The organism is Streptomyces cathayae, assembly GCF_029760955.1.
Taxonomy (GTDB): Bacteria; Actinomycetota; Actinomycetes; order Streptomycetales; family Streptomycetaceae; genus Streptomyces; species Streptomyces cathayae.
Window position 1 is genome coordinate 1,252,389 of record NZ_CP121682.1, and the last position, 20,454, is coordinate 1,272,842.

The 20,454-nt window shown below is 71.0% G+C and carries 15 protein-coding genes and 2 pseudogenes; 6 read left to right on the forward strand and 11 right to left on the reverse strand.

The window, feature by feature from the left end; translation table 11 throughout:
• Positions 1-44 precede the first annotated feature (44 nt).
• The 6 genes and pseudogenes from PYS65_RS05705 to PYS65_RS05730 all read right to left on the reverse strand — a co-directional run bounded on the left by PYS65_RS05705 (position 45) and on the right by PYS65_RS05730 (position 6,579).
• Positions 45-1,058, reverse strand: coding sequence for a TIGR03842 family LLM class F420-dependent oxidoreductase (locus PYS65_RS05705; protein ID WP_279332684.1), 1,014 nt, complete (start codon positions 1,056-1,058; stop codon positions 45-47).
• A gap of 18 nt (positions 1,059-1,076) precedes the next feature.
• Positions 1,077-2,468 carry a dihydropyrimidinase gene (gene hydA, locus PYS65_RS05710; protein WP_279332685.1) on the reverse strand — a complete coding sequence of 464 codons (1,392 nt, stop codon included), beginning with the start codon at positions 2,466-2,468 and terminating at the stop codon, positions 1,077-1,079.
• 142 nt (positions 2,469-2,610) lie between these two features.
• Positions 2,611-3,084, reverse strand: a pseudogene (locus tag PYS65_RS05715) (amidohydrolase family protein); the annotation flags it as partial.
• 42 nt (positions 3,085-3,126) lie between these two features.
• Positions 3,127-4,413: an aspartate aminotransferase family protein gene (locus tag PYS65_RS05720; protein WP_279332686.1), complete on the reverse strand. Its 1,287-nt coding sequence runs from the start codon at positions 4,411-4,413 to the stop codon at positions 3,127-3,129.
• Positions 4,410-5,252, reverse strand: a complete 843-nt coding sequence (locus tag PYS65_RS05725) for a nitrilase-related carbon-nitrogen hydrolase (RefSeq protein WP_279332687.1) — start codon at positions 5,250-5,252, stop codon at positions 4,410-4,412. Before PYS65_RS05725 ends, PYS65_RS05720 begins: the two co-directional genes overlap by 4 nt.
• Before the next feature lie 31 nt (positions 5,253-5,283).
• Positions 5,284-6,579 carry an RNA-guided endonuclease InsQ/TnpB family protein gene (locus PYS65_RS05730; protein ID WP_279332688.1) on the reverse strand — a complete coding sequence of 432 codons (1,296 nt, stop codon included), beginning with the start codon at positions 6,577-6,579 and terminating at the stop codon, positions 5,284-5,286.
• Between the two features lie 53 nt (positions 6,580-6,632).
• Here PYS65_RS05730 and tnpA point away from each other — a divergent pair, with 53 nt between their 5' ends.
• Both tnpA and PYS65_RS35355 read left to right on the forward strand, forming a co-directional pair.
• On the forward strand, positions 6,633-7,076 hold the full coding sequence (gene tnpA / locus PYS65_RS05735) for an IS200/IS605 family transposase (protein ID WP_279337866.1): 444 nt from the start codon (positions 6,633-6,635) through the stop codon (positions 7,074-7,076).
• Positions 7,077-7,265: 189 nt separating this feature from the next.
• Positions 7,266-7,538 (forward strand): annotated as a pseudogene (locus PYS65_RS35355) (transposase); the annotation flags it as partial.
• 258 nt (positions 7,539-7,796) lie between these two features.
• Here the strand turns inward: PYS65_RS35355 and PYS65_RS05745 are convergent.
• On the reverse strand, positions 7,797-9,020 hold the full coding sequence (locus PYS65_RS05745) for an RNA-guided endonuclease InsQ/TnpB family protein (protein WP_279332689.1): 1,224 nt from the start codon (positions 9,018-9,020) through the stop codon (positions 7,797-7,799).
• A gap of 289 nt (positions 9,021-9,309) precedes the next feature.
• Here PYS65_RS05745 and PYS65_RS05750 point away from each other — a divergent pair, with 289 nt between their 5' ends.
• Both PYS65_RS05750 and PYS65_RS05755 read left to right on the forward strand, forming a co-directional pair.
• Positions 9,310-9,471, forward strand: coding sequence for a hypothetical protein (locus PYS65_RS05750; RefSeq protein WP_279332690.1), 162 nt, complete (start codon positions 9,310-9,312; stop codon positions 9,469-9,471).
• Positions 9,472-9,549: 78 nt separating this feature from the next.
• On the forward strand, positions 9,550-9,855 hold the full coding sequence (locus PYS65_RS05755; protein ID WP_279332691.1) for a hypothetical protein: 306 nt from the start codon (positions 9,550-9,552) through the stop codon (positions 9,853-9,855).
• Positions 9,856-9,945: 90 nt separating this feature from the next.
• On the opposite strand, the gene PYS65_RS05760 is transcribed toward PYS65_RS05755, so the two are convergent.
• Entirely contained in the window at positions 9,946-10,260 is a 315-nt protein-coding gene (locus PYS65_RS05760; protein WP_279332692.1) for a helix-turn-helix domain-containing protein, read from the reverse strand.
• 32 nt (positions 10,261-10,292) lie between these two features.
• On the opposite strand from PYS65_RS05760, the gene map reads away from it, so the two are divergent.
• The gene (gene map / locus PYS65_RS05765; protein WP_279332693.1) at positions 10,293-11,060 is read left to right on the forward strand and encodes a type I methionyl aminopeptidase; all 768 of its coding nucleotides are present in this window, start codon (positions 10,293-10,295) and stop codon (positions 11,058-11,060) included.
• Between the two features lie 308 nt (positions 11,061-11,368).
• Positions 11,369-13,996 (forward strand): ATP-dependent Clp protease ATP-binding subunit, encoded by a 2,628-nt coding sequence (locus PYS65_RS05770; RefSeq protein ID WP_279332695.1) that lies wholly within the window; start codon positions 11,369-11,371, stop codon positions 13,994-13,996.
• A 230-nt stretch (positions 13,997-14,226) separates the two neighbouring features.
• Here PYS65_RS05770 and ggt read toward each other — a convergent pair whose 3' ends face one another.
• From ggt to PYS65_RS05785, 3 genes are all read right to left on the reverse strand, one after another.
• Positions 14,227-16,050 carry a gamma-glutamyltransferase gene (gene ggt / locus PYS65_RS05775; protein WP_279332696.1) on the reverse strand — a complete coding sequence of 608 codons (1,824 nt, stop codon included), beginning with the start codon at positions 16,048-16,050 and terminating at the stop codon, positions 14,227-14,229.
• 138 nt (positions 16,051-16,188) lie between these two features.
• A complete protein-coding gene (locus PYS65_RS05780) occupies positions 16,189-16,413 on the reverse strand; it encodes a tautomerase family protein (RefSeq protein ID WP_279332697.1) in 225 nt (74 codons plus the stop codon).
• Positions 16,401-20,222 carry a non-ribosomal peptide synthetase family protein gene (locus PYS65_RS05785; protein ID WP_279332698.1) on the reverse strand — a complete coding sequence of 1,274 codons (3,822 nt, stop codon included), beginning with the start codon at positions 20,220-20,222 and terminating at the stop codon, positions 16,401-16,403. The genes PYS65_RS05780 and PYS65_RS05785 overlap by 13 nt, the downstream gene beginning before the upstream one ends.
• Between the last annotated feature and the right edge of the window lie 232 nt (positions 20,223-20,454).

The window sequence follows — 20,454 nt, forward strand, 5'->3', positions numbered from 1 at the left end:
TGGCCGCCGTTCAGCTGCATCGGCGCCTGGACCTAACAACTTCGTCAGCGAAGGGCGGGGATGATGTCGGTGCCGTAGGCGTCGATGGTGGCTTCGCGGTTGTCGTGCATGTCGTAGACGGCGAACTGGTCGACGCCCAGGTCCTTGAGGTGCCGGAGCTTGTCGATGTGGGCCTCGGTGGGGCCGAGGAGGCAGAAGCGGTCGACGATCTCGTCGGGGACGAAGTCGGTGGACGGGTTGTCGGCGCGGCCGTGGTGGCTGTAGTCGTAGCCGTGGCGGTCCTTGATGTACGTGGTGAGCTCGTCGGGGACCATGGCGGAGTGCTCGCCGTACTTGGCGACGAGGTCGGCGACGTGGTTGCCGACCATGCCGCCGAACCACCGGCACTGGTCCCGGGCGTGCGCCAGGGCATCGGGCGAGTCGTCGGCCGTGACATATGCGGGCGCGGCGACGCAGATCGTGAGGGCGCCGGGGTCCCGGCCGGAGTCCTGGGCCGCCTTCCGTACCGCCTTGACCATCCATTCGGTGAGGAAGGGGTCGGCGAGCTGGAGGATGAAGCCGTCGGCCTTCTGGCCGGCGAGCGCCAGCGCCTTCGGGCCGTACGCGGCCATCCAGACCGGCAGCCTGCCGTTCTTGATCCACGGGATGCGGACCGGGTTGCCGTCGACCAGCGCCTCCCGGCCCTCGGCGAGGTCGCGGATGACGTCGATCGCCTCGCCCAGGCGGGCCAGGGTGTTGGGCCTGCGGCCGGCGACCCGCATCGCGGAGTCGCCGCGGCCGATGCCGCAGACGGTCCGGTTGCCGTACATGTCGTTGAGGGTGGCGAAGGTGGAGGCGGTGACCTCCCAGGTGCGGGTGGCCGGGTTGGTGACCATCGGGCCGACCTTCAGCCCGGTGGTGCCGGCCAGGATCTGGCTGTGGATCACGAACGGCTCCTGCCACAGCACTGCGGAGTCGAAGGTCCAGCCGTGTGTGAAGCCGTTGCGCTCCGCGCGCCGCATCAGGTCGACCACCCGCGAGGCCGGCGGATCGGTCTGCAGAACGAGTCCGAAGTCCATGCGCACCGCTCCTGGCTCCTAGTAGAGGTACTGGCAGGTGGAACGCGGGGTGTAGACGCCGTGTCCGGCGCGTCCGGTGTACTCCCGCTCGGTGATGACCGGTTCGCCGCGCGAGAGGACGGTCTCGACGCGGCCGGTGACGCGTGTGCCCTCGTACGCCGAGTAGTCGACGTTCATGTGGTGTGTCTTCGCGGAGATGACCTGCTCGGCGTGCGGGTCGTAGATCACCACGTCGGCGTCGGCGCCCGGCGCGATCGTGCCCTTCTGCGGGTAGAGGCCGAACATCCGGGCCGGGGTCGCACAGGCGATCTCGATCCAGCGGCGGCGTGAGATGTGCCCTTCGACGACAGCCTGGTGCAGCAGGTCCATCCTGTTCTCGACGCCAGGCAGGCCATTGGGGATCTTCGAGAAGTCGCCCCGGCCCAGCTCCTTCTGGCCCACGAAGCAGAACGGGCAGTGATCCGTCGACACCACCTGGAGGTCGTTCGTCCGCAGACCCCGCCACAGCGCCGCCTGATGCTCCTTCGGCCTCAGCGGCGTCGAGCACACGTACTTGGCGCCCTCGAAGTCCGGCTCCGCCAGATTGTCCGTCGACAGGAACAGGTACTGCGGGCAGGTCTCGCCGAACACCGGCAGCCCCATGTCCCTCGCCGCCGCCAGCTCCGCCACCGCCTCCTGGGCCGAGACGTGGACGACGTAGAGCGGCGCGCCGGCCACCCGGGCGAGCTGGATCGCCCGGTGGGTCGCCTCCGCCTCAAGGAGCGTCTTGCGGACCTCCCCGTGATGGCGCGGATCGGTCTCGCCGCGGGCCAGGGCCTGCTCCACCAGGACGTCGATCGCGATGCCGTTCTCCGCGTGCATCATGATCAGACCGGCCGTGTCACCAGCAACCTGCATCGCCCGCAGGATCTGGCCGTCATCCGAATAAAAGACCCCCGGATAGGCCATAAACAATTTGAACGAGGAAATGCCATGCTCGATGAGCTTCGGCATCTCCTTGAGCGTCGCCTCGTTCACGTCCGACATGATCATGTGGAACGCGTAGTCGATCGCGCACTTCCCGTCCGCCTTCTCCAGCCAGGCATCCAGGCCGGCCTGCAGCGAACGGCCCTTTGACTGCACCGCGAAATCAACGATCGTCGTCGTCCCGCCCCACGCCGCCGCCCGCGTCCCCGTCTCGAACGTGTCCGAAGCGAACGTCCCACCGAACGGCAGCTCCATATGCGTGTGCGCGTCGACCCCGCCCGGGATCACGTACTTCTGCGACGCGTCGATAACACGGTCAGCCGTCCACTCCTGCGTCCCCGGCGCCGCCAACGCCACCACCCGGCCGTGCTCGATCAGCACATCCGCGTGCACCTCGTCCGCGGCCGTGATCACAAGACCACCGGTAATCAGAGTCCGAGTCATTTCCCAGCCATCCCTTCATACCCGCCGACCACGCCACCACTGACACAGGCCGGGACCACGCCCCGGCCCACCCGCCCCCTCACGCCGCCATCTCGCACGGCACACGGCCTACTCCGCTAGAAAACCCCTGGTCACGCGGCCGAATGAAACTCTTGAATGACGTGATCCCTTCTTCCACCAGAAGGTCCATTTCCTTCAGTGTCTTCGGGTTCACGTCGGAGACGATCATGTGGAAGCCGTAGTCGACGGCGCAGTTGCCCTCGGCCTTGGCGTGCCAGGCGTCCAGCCCTTCGCGCAGGGAGCGGCCGGGGCTCTGCACCGCGAAGTCGACGACGGTGGTGGTGCCGCCCCAGGCGGCGGCCCGGGTGCCGGTCTCGAAGGTGTCGGAGGCGAAGGTGCCGCCGAACGGCAGCTCCATGTGGGTGTGGGCGTCGACACCGCCCGGGATGACGTACTTGCCGGTGGCGTCGATGACCCGGCCGTCGGTGAACGCGGCGGCGGCCGGGGTGCCGGAGGCGGCGAGGGCGGCGATGCGGCCGCCCTCGATCAGGACGTCGGCGTGGATCTCGTCGGAGGCGGTGATGACGAGGCCGCCACGGATGACGGTACGGCTCATGCGGTGACCCTCCGCTGGACGGTGGTGGAGAGGTGCGGGTCGCTACGGTGCGCTCCGCAGCGCGTGCTCGAGGATCGCGGCCCCCTCCTCGGCCTCCGCCACGTTGAGGGAGAGCGGTGGGGCGATGCGCAGGGCGCTGGTGTTGTGGCCGCCGCCCTTGCCGATGAGCAGTCCGCCCCGGCGGGCGGCCTCCAGCACGGCGGAGGCGGCCCGCGGGTCGGCCTCGTCGGTGCCCGGTTTCGTCAGCTCGACGCCGATCATCAGCCCGCGCCCGCGCACCTCCCGTACCCCGGGCACCTGGGCGGCGACGGCCCGCAGGCGTTCCAGGAGCATGCCGCCGACCCGCCGGGCGTTGCCCTGCAGGTCGTGCTCCAGCAGGTAGGTGAGGTTGGCCAGGCCGGCCGCCATGGTGACCTGGGTGCCGCCGAACGTCGAGATGCTGTTGGCGTCCAGGCAGTTCATGATCTCGGCGCGGGCGATGACACCGCCGATGGACATGCCGTTGCCGATGCCCTTGGCGAAGGTCACGATGTCGGGCGGGCCGCTGCGCGCGTGGGCCTGCCAGCCCCAGAAGTGCTCGCCGGTGCGGCCCCAGCCGGTCTGCACCTCGTCGGAGATCCACAGGATGCCGTGTGCGTTCAGCACCTCGCGGAACGCCGCGTACAGCCCGTCGGGCGGTGAGGTGAAGCCGCCGACGCCCTGGATCGGCTCGGCGATCAGCGCCGCGGGCGGGCGGGTGTGGCCGAGCAGGTCCTTGAGGTCGTCGACGCAGGCCGCGATGAAGTCGTCGTCGCCGAGCGAGGCGTACGGGCCCCGGGTGCGCACGCCGCCGTGCACGTACAGGGTCTGCAGCGGGGACAGCGAGGTCGGGGACCAGCCCCGGTTGCCGGTGACGCCGACCGCGCTGAAGGAGCGGCCGTGGTAGCTGTTGCGCATCGCCAGGACCGAGTTGCCGCGCCGGTAGGTGGTGGCGAGCAGCAGGGCGGTGTCGTTGGCCTCGGTGCCGGAGGTGGTGAAGAAGACCCGGGCGTCCGGGATGCCGCTCAACTGGGCTACTCGTTCGGCGAGTTCGACCATCTGCCGGTCGAGGTAGAGGGTGGAGGAGTGGATGATCCGCCCGGCCTGCTCGGCGACCGCCTTCGTCACCTCGGGCAGGGCGTGGGCGGTCATGGTGGTGAGGATGCCGCCGAAGAAGTCGAGGTACCGGTTGCCCGCGGAGTCCCAGACGTGGCGGCCCTCGCCGTGGGTGATCTCGATGGGCTCCTCGTAGTAGAGGGCGAGCCAGTCGGGGAGCACGGAGCGGTGGCGGCCCAGCAGGTCGTCGGTCACGGCCGCACCAGCCCCTCGTAGGCGTCGGGGCGGCGGTCGCGGTAGAACGCCCACTGCTGCCGTACGTCCTCGATGAGGTCGAAGTCGAGGTCCCGGACCACGAGTTCCTCCTTGCTGTCGTCGGCGACGTCGCCGACGAACTGGCCGCGGGGGTCGACGAAGTACGAGGTTCCGTAGAAGTCGTTGTCCCCGTACTCCTCCTGGCCCACCCGGTTGATCGCGGCGACGAAGTACTCGTTGGCGACGGCCGCGGCCGGCTGCTCCAGCTGCCAGAGGTGGGCCGAGAGGCCGCGGTGCGTGGCCGACGGGTTGTAGACCAACTGGGCTCCGTTCAGCCCGAGTTGCCGCCAGCCCTCCGGGAAGTGGCGGTCGTAGCAGATGTAGACGCCGACCTTGCCGACGGCGGTGTCGAAGACGGGCCAGCCGAGGTTGCCGGGCTTGAAGTAGAACTTCTCCCAGAACCCCTTGACCTGGGGGATGTGGTGCTTGCGGTACTTGCCGAGGACGGTGCCGTCGGCGTCGATCACGGCCGCGGTGTTGTAGTAGAACCCCGACTGCTCGACCTCGAACACCGGCACGACGATCACCATGCCGGTCTCGCGGGCCAGTTCCCGCATCCGGCGGACGGTCGGCCCGTCGGGCACGGGTTCGGCCCAGCGGTAGTGCTCGGCGTCCTGGACCTGGCAGAAGTAGGGGGCGTTGAAGACCTCCTGGAACCCGATGATCTTCGCACCCTGCCGGGCCGCCTCGCGGGCGTGCTCCTCGTGTTTCGCCACCATGGACTCCGTGTCGCCGGTCCAGGTGGCCTGGACCAGGGCGGCTCGTACGACGTGTGCCATGAGCTACTCCTTCGACGCGACGTCAGCGCCTCTACACCCGTAGAAACGGTCGTAGAGGGACGAACTTGACGTGCTCCCTGGCCTGAAGTCCAGGGATTCCGGCCTGGGCCGTCCGGCCCTTCCGGGGGCTTCCTGCTTCACCGCGCTGCGCGGGCACGGGTGCCCGTCTTACCGGCGCTCCACAGGCGTTTGGTGTCTCCGCCCGTCCGGCGGCGACGATACGGCGTCCTTCGAAGAGGACGTTGCGGGCTGCGTTGTGGTCGCGGTCGTGCACCGTGCCGCACTGGCTGCACGTCCACTGCCGGACGTGGAGAGGCTTCGGCCCGTCCTGAAATCCGCAGGCCGAGCAGACCTGGGAGGACGGGAAAGCCCGGCCCACCCTGGCGAAGGTACGGCCGTGCTTGACCGCCTTGTACTCCAGCATGCCGACGAACGCGGACCATCCCGCGTCGTGCACCGACTTGGCGAGCCGGGTGCGTGCGAGACCGGACACCGCGAGGTCTTCCACGTACACCGCTTGGTTGTCGCGGATGATCTGAGTGGAGGCCTGGTGGTGGAAGTCCCGGCGCCGGTCGGCCACCCTGGCGTGCTGGCGTGCGACCCTGCTGCGGGCCTTGGCCCGGTTCTTCGACCCTTTCTGCGTGCGGGACAGCTCCCGCTGAAGCCGCTTGAGCTTCTTCTCCGCCCGGCGCAGAAACCTCAGGGAGACGATCTTGCGCCCGTCGGACAGCACGGCGAACGCGGACAGGCCGAGATCGATCCCGGCTTCGGTCTCCGCCTCGGGCAGGATGCCCGGTGCGGTGTCCACGACGAAGCTGAGGAAGTACCGGCCACAGCTGTCCCGGGTGACGGTCAGGGACGTGGGCGCTGTGGGAAGCCGGCGTGACCATGTGACCTTGAGGTGGCCGACCTTGGCCACATACACCGTACCGTTCTCCTGCAGGGAGAAGGCGTTGGTGTTGAGGCGGATCGACTGCCGGGTGTCCTTCTTCGACTTGTAGCGGGGCGGCGCCACCTTGCGGCCCCGCCGCTTACCGGTGAGCGAGTCGAAGAAGTTCCGGTAGGCGGCATCCAGGTCCCGCAGGGACTGCTGCAGGACGACCGCGGAGACGTCGGCGAGCCAGGCGCGTTCCGCGGTGCGCTTGGCCTGCGTGATGCGCAGCCGGGACAGCTCGGCCGACGTCACGTACGGCAGCCCGGCCGCGTGCGCTTCCTTACGGTCGCGCAGGCAGTCGTTCCACACCACCCGGGCGCACCCGAACGCCCGCGCCAGCGCATGGCGCTGGGCGGCGTCGGGGTAGGCGCGGTAGTTGTAGCGAAGCTGCATAAACCATGACGCTACTACGATTCGTCTCATCGAGGGGTGGAACGGCCAAAAGCCTGGCAGGCGCGGAGTGCGGGCGTGGCCGACAGGTGGTTTCGGCGCTGCATGCGCGCTTGGTCTTCGTGACGGAGGACCGGCGCGGGGTGTTCGACGACGAGATGCCGGCGCGCTGCGAAGAGAGCATGCGCAAGGTGCGCGAGGACTTCGAGGCGGAGCCGAAGGAGTTCAACGGCGAACGTGATCACGTCCACCTCCTGGTGCACTATCCGCCCAGGGTCGCCGTCTCCAAGCTGGTCAACAGCCTCGAAGGCGTCTTAGCTCGCCGGATACGGCTGGGGACACCTCCCAGCCGCAGGCCGGGGGGAGAGTTCACCGGCCACATTAACCGCGCCGTCCTGCACGGGCACCTGTGGTCACCCTCGTATTTCTCCGCGTCGTGCGATGGGGCGCCGTTGGCGATCGTCCGTCAGCACATGGAGCAGCAGAAACCTCCGTTCTGAAGTGCACCTCAGAACGGCCCTGAGATGCATTCATCCCCGGCGTGAACGACACCGTTGGGAAATCCGTAAACCGGCCTCGTTGACTCGTTGAAGTCGGCATGATCGTTCTGTTCGTCGGAGCGAAAGGTGGGCTGGGTGTCGTTGGAGTCGTGGGATGACTGTGGGGTGCCGAAGCTGACCGCTCGGGTGGTGCGGGCGTCGTTCCCCAAGGGCTCGCTCGCGGTGCGGGTGCGGGAAGCTCTCGGCCCGCTGTTCGAGGACGGGTCCTTCGCCGAGGCGTTCGCAACACGGGGGCGTCCGGCCGTGCCGCCCGGTGCGCTGGCGCTGGTTTCGGTCCTGCAATATGCCGAGGGCCTCACTGACCGGCAGGCCGCTGGCCAGGTGCGGGCCCGCATGGACTGGAAATACCTCCTCGGCCTTGAGTTGGACGACCCCGGGTTCGATTTCTCCGTCCTGAGCGGCTTCCGTACCCGGCTGATCGCGCACGGTCTGGAGGCGAAGGTTCTGGACTTGGTACTGGAGCGGATCCCCGCGTTGGGGCTGCTGCGGTCCAAAGGACGTCAGCGCACCGACTCCACACACGTGCTGGCGAACGCCGGCTCTCCTCGCCCTACGGCCCCGACGCCCGCTACGGCCTCAAGCGAGGCTCGGGCTGGTGCGGCTACAAAACCCACCTCATTGACATCCTCCCCCTCCTGGAGAAGGAGGGGGATTCCTGGCTCAGGCTGCCGCCGGGAGCAGCGCTCCCGGCGGTCTTGTGCCCTCGGCACCAGCCGGGTTGAGACCAGCCCGGACCAGCATCACGCGTGCGGAGTTCTTGTCTCTGGGGGAGACGGCCCGGCAGGCGGTGCAGGTGTAGGTACGTTCCGACAGCGGCAGTGCGTGCTTGGTTCTCGCTCCGCACGACGCACAGTCCATGGTGGTGTGCGCGGGGTGCACCAGGCGGACGTCCCGCCCGTGCTTGCGGCCCATCTCGATCAGGGCCTGTTTGGTGGCGCCGATCGCGGCGTCGGCGGCCTTGCGGGCCATGGTGGTGCGGGCGAGGAACTTCGGCCGGAAGTCCTCGACGGCGACGGCGTCGTGGTCGGTCACGACGCGTTTGGCCCACTTGCGGGCGGTGTCCTGCCGCTGCCGGGCCACCTTCTTGTGCAGTCTCGCGGCCTGGGCCTGCGCCCGCCGGTAACCCTTGGACGCGGCCTGCCCGCGGGCGGGCTTGCGGCGGGCCATCATCCGCTGATAGCGGGCGAGGCGCTGCGCGGCCCGCTTGCCGTGTTCGGCGTGCGGCAGGTCGTGCGCGTCGGACGTGGTGGTCGCAGTCTGCTGGACGCCCCAGTCCACGCCGATCACAGCGCCCGTGGCCGGGAGCGGCTGGGCTTCGGTGGCGACGACGAACGACGCGTACCAGTGGCCGACGCTGTCCCGGTACACCCGCACCGACGAGGGTGCGCAGGGCAGGTCCCGCGACCACACCACCGTCAGGGCGATCTTGCCTGCCAGGTGCAGACGTCCGTCCTTCAGGCGGAAGCCCCGGGTGGTGTAGTTCAGGCTCGGGGCGGCCTCGCGCTTCTTCTTGTGGCGCGGCATTCCCGCACGTCGCTTCACCGGGAGACGCTTGTCGATGTCCTTCAGCGCCTTGGAACGAGCCGTGGCGAAGTCCCGGACGGTCTGCTGCTGGGGGACGCTCGCGCCGTCGCGGAGCCATGGCGTACGGGCACGGGCCTCGGTCAGCATCTTGTCGAGCCGGGCCGGACCGCACGTCAGCCCATCGTCCGGGTGCACCTTGTTGTGGGCGTGCACCTGGCGGGACTTGGCCACGCATTCGTTCCACACCCAGCGGCAGCGGTCCCACTCGGCGAGCAGGGCGGTGCGGGCGGTCGACGACACCCGCAGCCGGTAGGTGTACCGGGCATGCCCCGTCCTGTCGGCCCCTGCTGCGTGCGCCACACCCTCACCCCCTCCCGCATTCCGGCCGCGCCGACCCTGCGAGGCGACCGTACGCACGAGATCCGCACACCCGCACCCCTCTCCCGCCCCGACCACCCCCACCAGCGAACACCGGCACACACGTTCGCCTGCCCCGGTCCCACCGGGCAAGCCACAGCGGCACTCCATGCTCAGAGGGGGCAGGACGCCGCGACGTCCCGCGCCGCTGTCGCGGAATGCGATTCTCCCCCGCAAGCGGGAGGTGCCCCCACCCCGGCGTGAACGCCGGGGCCTCCTCGCAAGAGACCAGGTGATCACCGCCGATGCCCTGCACACCCAGCACGCCCACGCCACCTACCTCCGCGAACGCGGCGCCCACTACATCGCCCAGGTCAAGGCCAACCACCCCACCCTGTTCGACCGCGTCCGCTGCCTGCCCCGGCGCGAGATCACGCTCGACCACCACGAGTGAACCCGGACCCACCACCGCCTGAAGACCGCTGCCTTCGCGCACATCGACCATCCCGACGCCCGCCAGGCCCTCCAGGTCGTGCGCCGGCGCAAGGACTTCAGCAGCGGAAAGCTCACCATCGAGCGCGTCTACCTGCTCACCAGCCTGCCGCCGGGAGCCGTGAGCGGCGCTCAGCTCGCCGCGTGGATCAGAGGGCACTGGAAGATCGAAAATCTTCTGCACCACGTCCGGGACCGCACCTTCCGCGAGGACGACTCCAAGATCCATATCGGCCGGCTCCCGCGCGTCATGGCCGGCCCGCGCAACAACGCCGCCCACACGGCCGATTCACGGATTTCCCAACGGAGTCCTTCACGCCGGGGCTTTCTGCAAGGAACCCGGTAAGCCTCTCGGGCGGCCTTGCCAAGACCATCGTCGCCAACCCGCGGGGTCGATCATGATTCGCACTCCGGTGGGCGAGTCCCGGCCCCGGGCTCAGGCGGCGACCGGCGGCGGCACGGCGGGCGGCGGGACGGAGGGCACGGCCGCCGGCCCGGCGGGCGGTGCGGCCGGGGCGCAGCGGTTCACCAGTTCGTCCATCGACAGGTCGAGCGCGCGGGCGAGGGCGGCCACCGTGAAGAACGCCGGGGTGGGGGCCCGCCCGGTCTCGATCTTCCGGAGGGTCTCCGGGGAGATGCCCGCGCTCGCCGCGACCCGCGTCATGCTCCGGTCGCCGCGCGCCTCCCGCAGCAGCCGGCCGAGCCGCTCGCCGCGTTCACGTTCTTCGGGGGTGAGAGGGGTGCGCACCATGCCGTCATTCTAATACCGGTATAGTAATTGGCATGGTGGAGCTGAAGACCGACAGGTCGATCGACGCGATGTACGAGGCGGGCCAGGTCGTCGCGGACGCCCTGAAGGCCGTGCGGAAGGCCGCCGGGGTGGGGGTGTCCCTGCTGGAGCTGGACGAGGTGGCCCGGGAGGTGCTGCGCGGGGCGGGTGCGGGTTCGCCCTTCCTGGGCTACCGGCCGTCCTTCGCCCCGACCCCGTTCCCCGCCGTCATCTGCGCGTCGGTCAACGACGCGATCGTGCACGGCGTCCCGGACGGCTACCGGCTGCGTGACGGCGACCTGGTGTCCGTGGACTTCGGTGCCGAACTGGGCGGCTGGGTCGGCGACTCGGCGATCAGTTTCCTCGTGGGCACCCCGCGCGCGGGCGACGTGAGGCTGGTCGAGACCGCCGAGCGGGCCCTGGCGGCGGGCATCGGGGCCGCCGTCGTCGGCAACCGGATCGGGGACATCGCGCACGCGATCGGCACGGTGTGCCGCGCGGCGGGCTACGGCATCCTGGACGGCTTCGGCGGGCACGGCATCGGCCGTCGTATGCACGAGGACCCGCCCGTCCCCAACGAGGGCCGGCCGGGCCGGGGCATGCCGCTGCGGCACGGCATGGTGCTGGCGATCGAGCCCATGCTCATCGGCGGCGGCACCGACGGCTTTCGCACCGCGCCCGACGGCTGGACCCTGCGCACCGTCGACGGCTCGCGCGCCGCCCACGCCGAACACACCGTCGCGATCACCACCGCCGGCCCCCGCGTCCTGACGGCCCGGTGAAACCGGCTGCCGCAAGGCCCCGCGGGCGTGCCGCGGACCTGCTCCGCCCGGCCCGCTTCCGAAGTGCTGCGCCGAAGCGATCGTGCGAAGGTGTTCTACGAGCGCGACGCAGGCAGCACACACGCCACACGCACACCTGCGGGCACCCTGCGCACCGCGGGAACACGCACGGGTGTAACCGGGAGACGGCCGGGCACCCGCGTCCGGACCGACCGTACGTCGAGCAGTGAGCGCGCCCCGGGGCTCCTTCGGGTTCCCGGTTCCGCCCGGCCCAGGGGGATCCCGCGGGGGCGCCGGAACGGATGTCCATGAGCAGCGGGTTCACGGGTCCGCAGGGCTACGGCTCGGACCCCTTCGGAGAATTCCTCGCACGCTTCTTCGGCGGGCCGCGCCCCCGGCAGATCGACATCGGCCGGCTGCTGAGCCAGCCGGCCAGGGAACTGGTGCGCGGCGCCGCGCAGTACGCCGCCGAGCACGGCAGCCGGGACCTGGACACCCAGCACCTGCTGCGCGCCGCGCTCGCCACCGATCCGACCCGCGACCTGATCAGCCGGACGGGCACGGATCCCGACTCGCTGGCGGCGGAGATCGACGAACGGTCCGGGCCCGTCCAGCACGGGCCGGACGACGCCCCGCCGCCGACGTCGCTCTCGCTGACCCCCGCCGTCAAACGGGCGCTGCTGGACGCCCACGAGATGGCCCGGTCGACCGGGGCCGGCTACATCGGCCCGGAGCACGTCCTCAGCGCCCTGGCCGCCAACCCCGACTCGGCCGCCGGGCACATCCTGAACTCGGCCCACTTCACCTCCGCCGGGATGCCGCTGCCGGACGCCGCGCCGGACGCCGCACCGCCGCGCACCGAGCGGCCCCGCCCCGCGACGGGCACGCCGACGCTGGACAAGTACGGCCGTGACCTGACCGAGCTGGCCCATGAGGGCCGGATCGACCCGGTGATCGGACGGGAGGAGGAGATCGAGCAGACCGTCGAGGTGCTCTCCCGGCGCGGCAAGAACAATCCGGTGCTGATCGGTGACGCGGGCGTCGGCAAGACCGCCGTGGTGGAGGGTCTGGCGCAGCGGATCGCCGACGGGGACGTGCCCGATGTGCTCATGACCCGGCGGGTGGTCTCCCTGGACCTGGCGGGCGTGGTCGCCGGTACCCGCTACCGGGGCGACTTCGAGGAGCGGCTGAACACCATCGTCGACGAGATCCGCGCCCACTCCGACCGGCTGATCGTCTTCATCGACGAGCTGCACACCGTCGTGGGCGCCGGAGGCGGCGGCGAGGGCGGTTCGATGGACGCCGGCAACATCCTCAAGCCGGCGCTGGCCCGCGGTGAGCTGCACATCGTGGGCGCGACCACGTTGGAGGAGTACCGGCGGATCGAGAAGGACGCGGCGCTGGCCCGCCGCTTCCAGCCGATCATGGTGCCGGAGCCCACGCCCGCGGACACGATCGCGATCCTGCGCGGACTGCGCGACCGGTACGAGGCCCACCACCAGGTCCGCTACACCGACGAGGCGCTGGTGGCGGCCGTGGAGCTGTCCGACCGCTACCTCAGCGAGCGTCGCCTGCCGGACAAGGCGATCGACCTGATCGACCAGGCCGGCGCCCGGGTGCGGCTGCGGGCCCGGACCAAGGGCACGGACGTACGCACCATGGAGCGGGAGCTGGAGCAGCTGACCTGCGACAAGGACCAGGCGGTCGCCGACGAGAAGTACGAGCAGGCGACGCAGTTGCGCGACCGCATCGGCGAGCTGAAGGAGCGGATCGCCGAGGCCGGCGGTGAGGGCCGGGTCGACGAGGGCCAGAGTCTGGTGGTGGACGCCGAGGTGATCGCGGAGGTGGTGTCCCGGCAGACCGGCGTCCCGGTCAGCCGGCTCACCGAGGAGGAGAAGGACCGGCTGCTGGGCCTCGAGGAGCACCTGCACCAGCGTGTCGTCGGCCAGGACGAGGCGGTGCGGGTGGTCTCGGACGCGGTGCTGCGCTCCCGGGCCGGGCTCGCCAGCCCCGACCGGCCGATCGGCAGCTTCCTGTTCCTCGGGCCGACCGGCGTCGGCAAGACGGAGCTGGCCCGGGCGCTGGCCGAGGCCCTGTTCGGCAGCGAGGAGCGGATGGTCCGCCTCGACATGAGCGAGTACCAGGAGCGGCACACGGTCAGCCGGCTGGTCGGTGCCCCGCCCGGGTACGTCGGCCACGAGGAGGCGGGGCAGCTGACCGAGGTGGTGCGCAGGCATCCGTACTCGCTGCTGCTCCTCGACGAGGTGGAGAAGGCGCACCCCGACGTCTTCAACATCCTGCTCCAGGTCCTGGACGACGGCCGGCTGACCGACTCCCAGGGCCGGACGGTCGACTTCAGCAACACCGTCATCGTGATGACCAGCAACCTCGGTTCCGAGGCGATCACCCGCCGCGGTGCCACGCTGGGCTTCGCGACGGGCGGCGCGGAGGCGGACGAGGAGGCGCGGCGCGAGCAGATCCTGCGGCCGCTGCGGGAGCACTTCCGGCCCGAGTTCCTCAACCGGATCGACGAGGTGGTGGTGTTCCGCCAGCTCACCGCCGGGGAGCTGCGGCAGATCACCGATCTGCTGCTGGAGGGGACGCGGCGCGGCCTGCGGGGCCAGGGCGTCACGGTCGAGTTCACCGACTCCGCCGTGGACTGGCTGGCGCGGCGCGGCCATCAGCCCGAGTACGGGGCCCGGCCGCTGCGCCGCACCATCCAGCGCGAGGTCGACAACCAGCTCTCCCGGCTGCTGCTGGACGGCAGTGTCCGGGGCGGCGACCGGGTGACGGTGGACACGGCGGACGGGAACCTCACGTTCCGGACCGGGGCGAGGGCCGGCACCGAGCCCGAGGGAACCGGAACCGAGGCAGGGGCGGCCCCGGACTCAGGGGCCGGGCCCTGGCGCGGGGAGCCGCAGGCTCCCGAACAGTGAGCGGACAGGAGCCTCACGTTCCGGACGGGGCCGGGTCCAGCGGACGAGAGCGGACCCGGCACCGGAACCGAGGCAGGGCAGGCCCGGACACAGGGGCCGGGCCCTGGCCCGGAGAGGCGCCGGCTTCCGGGCGGTGAGGGTGGCCGGACGGCCCTCCGGCCCTCGCTCACCGTGCCGGAGGGCGCCGTTCCCGGCCCGCGGGCCGCATCACCGGTCACCGCGTCACCGCGTCAGCGGTGCTCCGGGTGTACGACCATCGCGGAACCGCCGCCGCGGCGGGTCTGCTCCGCCGCGGCGAGCCATCGGCCGTCCGGCAGCCGCTGCACGGCGGTGGCCGCGCCGATCTCCGGGTTCTCCTGGAACGAGTGCCCGATCGCCTCCAGCTTCTGCCGCAGCGCGCTGTCGTACAGACCGGGTTCGAGGTCCGTGCGGGCCGTGTTGCGCTGGCTGGCGCGCGGCGCGGCGATCGCGTCGACCAGCGGCAGGCCTCGGTCGAGGAACCCGGTGAGGGTGTGCAGCACGGTGGTGATGATGGTCGAACCGCCGGGCGAACCGAGCGCCACGACCGGCCGGTCGTGCCGGTCGAGCACGATCGTCGGGGCGATCGAGGACCGGGGCCGCTTGCCGGGGCCCGGCAGGTTCGGGTCGTGCACGGCCGGGTTCGCCGGGGCGAAGGAGAAGTCCGTCAGCTCGTTGTTGAGCAGGAACCCGCGGCCGGGCACGGTGATGCCGCTGCCGCCGGTCTGCTCGATGGTGAGGGTGTAGGCGACGACGTTGCCCCACCGGTCGGCGGTGGTCAGGTGCGTGGTGCTCTCGCCCTCGTACGTCGTCGGCGCCGCGGTGCCCCCCGTCGCGCAGGGTGCGGGATCGCGCGGGTCGCCGGGGGCGAGCGGGCTGGTGAGGACCGCGTCGTCCTCGATGAGGCACTCGCGGGAGTCGGCGTACCGCTGGGAGAGCAGTTCCTTCGTGGGGACGTCCTCGAAGGCGGGGTCGCCGAGCCAGCGCCCCCGGTCCGCGAACGCGATGCGGCTCGCCTCGATGAGGCGGTGCAGGTAGCGGGTGTCGTCGGCCCGGGTGAGGTCGGTGCGCTCCAGGATGTTGAGGGCCTCGCCGACCGTGGTGCCGCCGGAGGAGGAGGGCGCGATGGAGTAGACGTCCAGGCCGCGGTACGCCGTCTTCGTGGGCGGCTGGGATATGGCCCGGTACGCCGCGAGGTCCCGGGGGGACAGCTCGCCGGGGCGGGCGTTCCAGCCGGAGCCCGGGTCCACGGGCGGCTTGTTGACCGTGTTCACGATGTCCCGGCCGATGCCGCCCCGGTACAGCGCGTCGACACTCTTGCGGCGCAACTCCGCGTAGGTGCGGGCGAGGTCGGGGTTCTTGAAGGTGGAGCCGACCACCGGGAGCCGGCCGCCCGGCAGGAACAGCTCGGCGGTGGCGGGGAAGTGGCGGAAGCGGGTCTCGTTGGCGGCGGTCTGCGCGCGGAAGGTCTCGTCGACGGTGAAACCGTCGCGGGCGAGCCGCTCGGCGGGCTCCAGGACCGTGTCGAGCCGTTTGCTGCCCCACTGGTCCAGCGCCCGCTGCCAGGTGGCCGGCGTGCCGGGGGTGCCGACGCCGAGGCCGCTGCTGACGGCCTCGGCGAAGGGGATCGGCGTGCCGTTCTCCAGGAAGAGGCCGGAGTCGGCGGTCAGCGGGGCTCTCTCGCGTCCGTCGATCGTGTGCACGGTGCGGGAGCGGGCGTCGTAGTGGACGAAGTAGCCGCCTCCGCCGATGCCGGCCGAGTAGGGCTCGGTGACGCCGAGCGCGGCGGCGACGGCGACAGCCGCGTCGACGGCGTTCCCGCCCTTCCTGAGGACCTCGATCCCGGCGGCGGTGGCGTCGGCGTCGACGCTGGAGACCGCGCCGCCGTGTCCGACCGCCACGGGTGTCTTGGGGGCGGGCCCGCCGGACCCGCCGTGCGCGGCGGGGGGCGGGGCGGCCGCTCCGACCGACGCCACGACGGCGGAGGCCGTCAGGACTGCCAGGAGCACCGGTTTCCGTACGACAGGACAACGCATCCGCACCTCCGTTGAAGAGCCCTCCGCGCAGCCTCATTCAACGCCATGTTCGCGTCAGAAGCATGCGGGGCGTGCCGTCACAACTCCTCCCGGCGGCCTTTCCCCCGGGGTCCCGGACACCGGCCGGTGGGCCGGGGTTCAGTAAGCGGGCTGCTTGACCAGCAGTTCGGGGCGGGCCGCGATCTCCGGCCGGTACACCTCCTCGTCCCAGGCCTCGGGCGCCACCGGGCGGAGCGCGATGGAGACCACGTCCTCCTCCACCTCGAAGGCGTCGCGGACCGCCTCGGTGAGGCGGGTGACGAGACGTTCCCGTCCGGCCTCGTCGAGGTCCTTCGGGAAGTGGCTGATGGTCACGTGCGGCACGGGATCCTCCTCGATTCTCGGTGAATGGTCTTGCTGAGTTCGTCCACGCCCGGGTCGCGCAGGGCGCCGTAGTGGTCGGCGTCGAGGCGGACGGCGGTCGTGGGCGTACCGGTGCGGGCGAGCAGCCGCTCCAGGTGGGACTCCTCGTCGCCGCGGGCCGTGAGGACGGTGACCGGTGCCGTGATGCGCCGGTCGGCCGGCAGCCAGTCGTAGGTGCGGCGGACGAGGCGGATGATGCGGCGGACGGTGCCGGGGTCGAGCCGGCGCAGGCGGCGGGCGACGAAGTCGGCGAAGGACTCCTGGTCCGTGGCGTGGCGCAGGCACTCCTCCAGCAGCGGTCCGTCGGTGCCGGCCGCGAAAACGGAGTAGAGGATGGTGCGGAAGGTGCGGTCCGTGAAGTCCGTCACCGGGTCGCCGTCTCCCCCGGAGACCGCCGCCCCTGCCGGGCTCGGCGGGGCGGTCCGCGGGAGCCGGGGGGACCCCGGGGCGATGAGCAGCAGGTGGTCCACCTCCTCGCCCGCCTGCTCGAGCAGCCAGGCCGCCTCGAAGGCGACGCGGGCGCCGAAGGAGTAGCCCCACAGGGTGTAGGGGCCGGTGGGCTGGACGGCCCGGATGGCCGCCACGTCGGCCGCGGCCGTCTCCGGCAGGCTGCCGTGCGGGGTCTCGCCGGGGTTCAGTCCGTGTGCCTGGACGCCGTGGAACGGCCGGTCGCCGGCCGTTCGGGTGGCGAGCAGTCGCAGGTTCATGGCGTAGCCGCCGAGGCCGGGCCAGCAGAAGACGGGCCGGCCGCCGTCCGTGGTGTGCAGCGGGACGAGTCGGGAGGCGCCCTGCCCTCCGGCGGTGTCGACACGCTGGGCGAGCCGTTCCACGGTGGGCGCCTCGAAGACCACCTGGAGCGGCAGCCGGGTGCCGAACTCCCGGTTGATGCGGTGGACGAGGGCGACGGCGACGATCGAGTTGCCGCCGCAGGCGAAGAGGTCGTCGCGGACGGACACCGTGTCCCGCTTCAGCGCGGCCTTCCACAGTTCGCACAGCCGTGTCTCGGTGCGGGTGCGGGGCGGGACGAGCGGGCGGTCGTCCCGGGCGAGGGCCTCGTCGACGCGGGCGGCGAGGGCGGTGGCGTCGACCTTGCCGTTGGCGGTGAGCGGGAGCCGGTTGAGCACCAGGATCCGGTGGGGCAGCATGAAGTCGGGCAGCAGCCCGCCGAGATCATCCTTGATCATCTCAGCGGGGCCCTTCATATGGACACTGTCCTCGTCCATGCCCTCGTGGGCCCGCTGGTGTTCGCTGATCCGGCCGCCGACGGCGAAGTAGCACGGGCCGGTGGGCCGTCCGCTCTCCTCCAGGAGGGCGGTGATCCGGCGGGCGGCGGGCAGGTCGTGTCCGGTGCGGGAGCTGTACCCGCAGGACATGAGCCCGAGGCCGGACTCGTTGTGCTGGAGCCGCTGGAGCGCGCGGCCCAGGTCGATGGAGCGGCGCCACTGTGGGCCGGTGCGGCTGACCAGGGTCACGCCGAAGCAGGCACGCTCGTAGACACCCTGGTTGATGGCGATGACGTGCCGTTTGAGGACCAGCCCGGCACCGAGGCGCCGCCAGCCGCCGTCCTCGTACAGGTACTGGCCGGTGGGCAGGCCCATGGTGCTGCCGGGGTGGACCTGCAGGTACACGTCGACCGGGTCGGGGCCGGTGGGGGCGGTGTGCGGGGCGAGCGCGAAGGAGCCCAGGTAGTGGTCGCCGTCGGCGCCGTCGAGCTGCCGGGTGACGGCCGCGTCGTACGGCAGGTCGTGCAGGGTGAGACCGTACCCGGGCAGGATCTCGTCGAGGAGGCCGAGCATGTGGCCGGTCTCGAGTTCCAGGACTTCCTGGATGTTCCGCTTGTAGACGGGCTCGATGGCCGTGCGCCGGCCCAGGAAGTGCAGCCGGACGCCGGGCTCCTGGCGCGTGGTGCCGCCGGTCCGGACCAGGTGGTGGCGCTGCGGGTGGAAGTAGTACGTGCCGGGGGCGAGGCCGGCGATGCCGGTGGCCTCCACCAGGAGCTGGGTGGCGTAGAGCGAACCCGGTGATGCGTAGGCGTACTTGGCGAGGAGGCGTTCGGGGCTGCGGTGGGGGCCGAAGTTCCGGAGCAGACGGCCGAGTTCGGCGAGGGTCAGGTCCTCGGGACGGCGGGGTGCGGCAGCCGGTGCCCCGCGGGTGAGGGCGGTGCGGACGTCGTCGGCGGTGGCGGTGCCGCCCTGGTAGAAGCGGTAGGTCTTGCGGGCGAAGGCACGGCGGCGCTGCTCGGCGTCGGCCGTGGCCCCGGGGAGTTCCACGACGGGCCGTCCGGTGAGTTCGGTGTCGTCGCGGGTGCCGGGGTCGGAGAGCTGGGCTCTGACCTGGAGCTTGGACTCCTTGGAGCGGTGGTGGTCGCCGGCGTCGCTCTGGTCCATCAACGCGGCCTCGCGGGGGCTGAGTTCGATGCAGGCGACCAGGTTCTGGAAGCCGGTGCGGTGGTCGTCGCGGACGAGGACGGCGGCGTTGCGGACCCAGTCGTGGGCCTCGACGGCGAGGCGTATCTCGTCGAGTTCGATGCGGAAGCCGCGGAGCTTGACCTGGTTGTCGGCGCGTCCGGTGAACTGCACGGTGCCGTCGGGGTTGTGGTGGGCGAGGTCGCCGGTGCGGTAGAGCCGGTCGTGCGGTGCCGGGTCGCCGAACGGGCTGTCGATGAAGCGTTCAGCCGTGAGGTCGGGGCGGTGCAGATAGCCGCGGGCGAGCTGCACGCCGCTGATGTGGAGCTCGCCGGTCTCCCCCGGTGCCACGGGCCGCAGGCCGGGGCCGAGGATGTGGTAGCGGGTTCCGGCCACCGGTGTACCGATGGTCACCGCGTGGGCGCCGTCGCCGAGGTCGGCCGGGTCCACGGTGCGGGCCGAGGTGTTGATGGTGCACTCGGTGGGCCCGTAGAGGTTCACCAGCGTGCAGCCCGGGAGTATTCCGAGGAATGTCCCGGCCAGGGAACGGGAAAGCGCCTCACCGCCGCTGAAAAGGTGTCGCAGGGAAACGCAGCGGTGGAGTTCGTCGGTGTCGACGAGCGCTTGGAGCAGTGTGGGGACGCACTGCAGGACGGTCACTCCGCGCTGTTCCACCGTTTCGACGATGCGGACCGGGTCGCGGTGAATTCCGGAGGTTCCGACGACGATGCGCGCACCGTGCGCGACGGCCAGGATCTCCCATTGCGCGGCGTCGAAACTCATCGGTGTCTTCTGCAGGACGACGGCGTCCGCACCGAGCCCGTACGTGGTCGCGAGCCACCTCATCTGGTGGACGACGGACCGATGCTCGATCATGACTCCCTTGGGCTTTCCGGTGCTTCCCGAGGTGTAGACGACATAAGCGAGATCGCACGGGCGGGGCTGCTCCAGGGGAGGGTCCCCCTGATCGTCCCCATGATTCTTGAGGAATTCCGAGACGTCGCCCGGGGTGATGATCCGGAGTTCCGCCGGAGCGATTTCCGTGAGCCGTCCACGGATTTCCTCCTGAGCGAAAATCACACGCACACCGGATTGCTCCAGCATGAAGCGCAGACGCTCATCGGGATAGTCGGGGGACAGCGGAAGGTATCCGCCCCCCGAGTAGAGGACCCCCCAGACGCCGACCATCAGGGCGAGTGACGGCTCGGCGAACACGCCGACCGTCCGGTCGCCCGTCACACCGAGTCCGCGCAGGCAGCGGGCCAGGTCGGTGGCGGCGTCATGGAGCTCGCGAAAGGTCAGGCTGTCGCCTTCGTGGAGCACGGCGACGTGGTCCGGACGAGCGGCGGCCTGTGCCGCCAGCATTTCACCAAGGCTGGTCTCCGCGATCTCCCCGCAGTCCGGCGCACACATTTCTCCCCCTGAATCAGATGCTTTTTCTTCCTCCGAGATCGCAGGAAACTATGGGAGCAGATCGGCACGGTTGGCAAGCTTCGGCCAGCGAATGGCCAATAAGAAGTCATGTATGTGCCGGTTCATCCGCCTCTGCCGGTGCGGAACCGTGATGTTTCCGGCCGTTTCCTCCCCGGGGAGGCCG

Coding starts and splice junctions, on each gene's coding strand:
- PYS65_RS05725 (WP_279332687.1), bottom strand. CDS start 5,252: ATGGCACACGTCGTACGAGCCGCCCTGGTCCAGGCCACCTGGACCGGC.
- PYS65_RS05760 (WP_279332692.1), bottom strand. CDS start 10,260: ATGGTGCGCACCCCTCTCACCCCCGAAGAACGTGAACGCGGCGAGCGG.
- hydA (WP_279332685.1), bottom strand. CDS start 2,468: ATGACTCGGACTCTGATTACCGGTGGTCTTGTGATCACGGCCGCGGAC.
- ggt (WP_279332696.1), bottom strand. CDS start 16,050: ATGCGTTGTCCTGTCGTACGGAAACCGGTGCTCCTGGCAGTCCTGACG.
- PYS65_RS05785 (WP_279332698.1), bottom strand. CDS start 20,222: ATGCTGGCGGCACAGGCCGCCGCTCGTCCGGACCACGTCGCCGTGCTC.
- PYS65_RS05770 (WP_279332695.1), top strand. CDS start 11,369: ATGAGCAGCGGGTTCACGGGTCCGCAGGGCTACGGCTCGGACCCCTTC.
- PYS65_RS05730 (WP_279332688.1), bottom strand. CDS start 6,579: ATGCAGCTTCGCTACAACTACCGCGCCTACCCCGACGCCGCCCAGCGC.
- map (WP_279332693.1), top strand. CDS start 10,293: ATGGTGGAGCTGAAGACCGACAGGTCGATCGACGCGATGTACGAGGCG.
- PYS65_RS05705 (WP_279332684.1), bottom strand. CDS start 1,058: ATGGACTTCGGACTCGTTCTGCAGACCGATCCGCCGGCCTCGCGGGTG.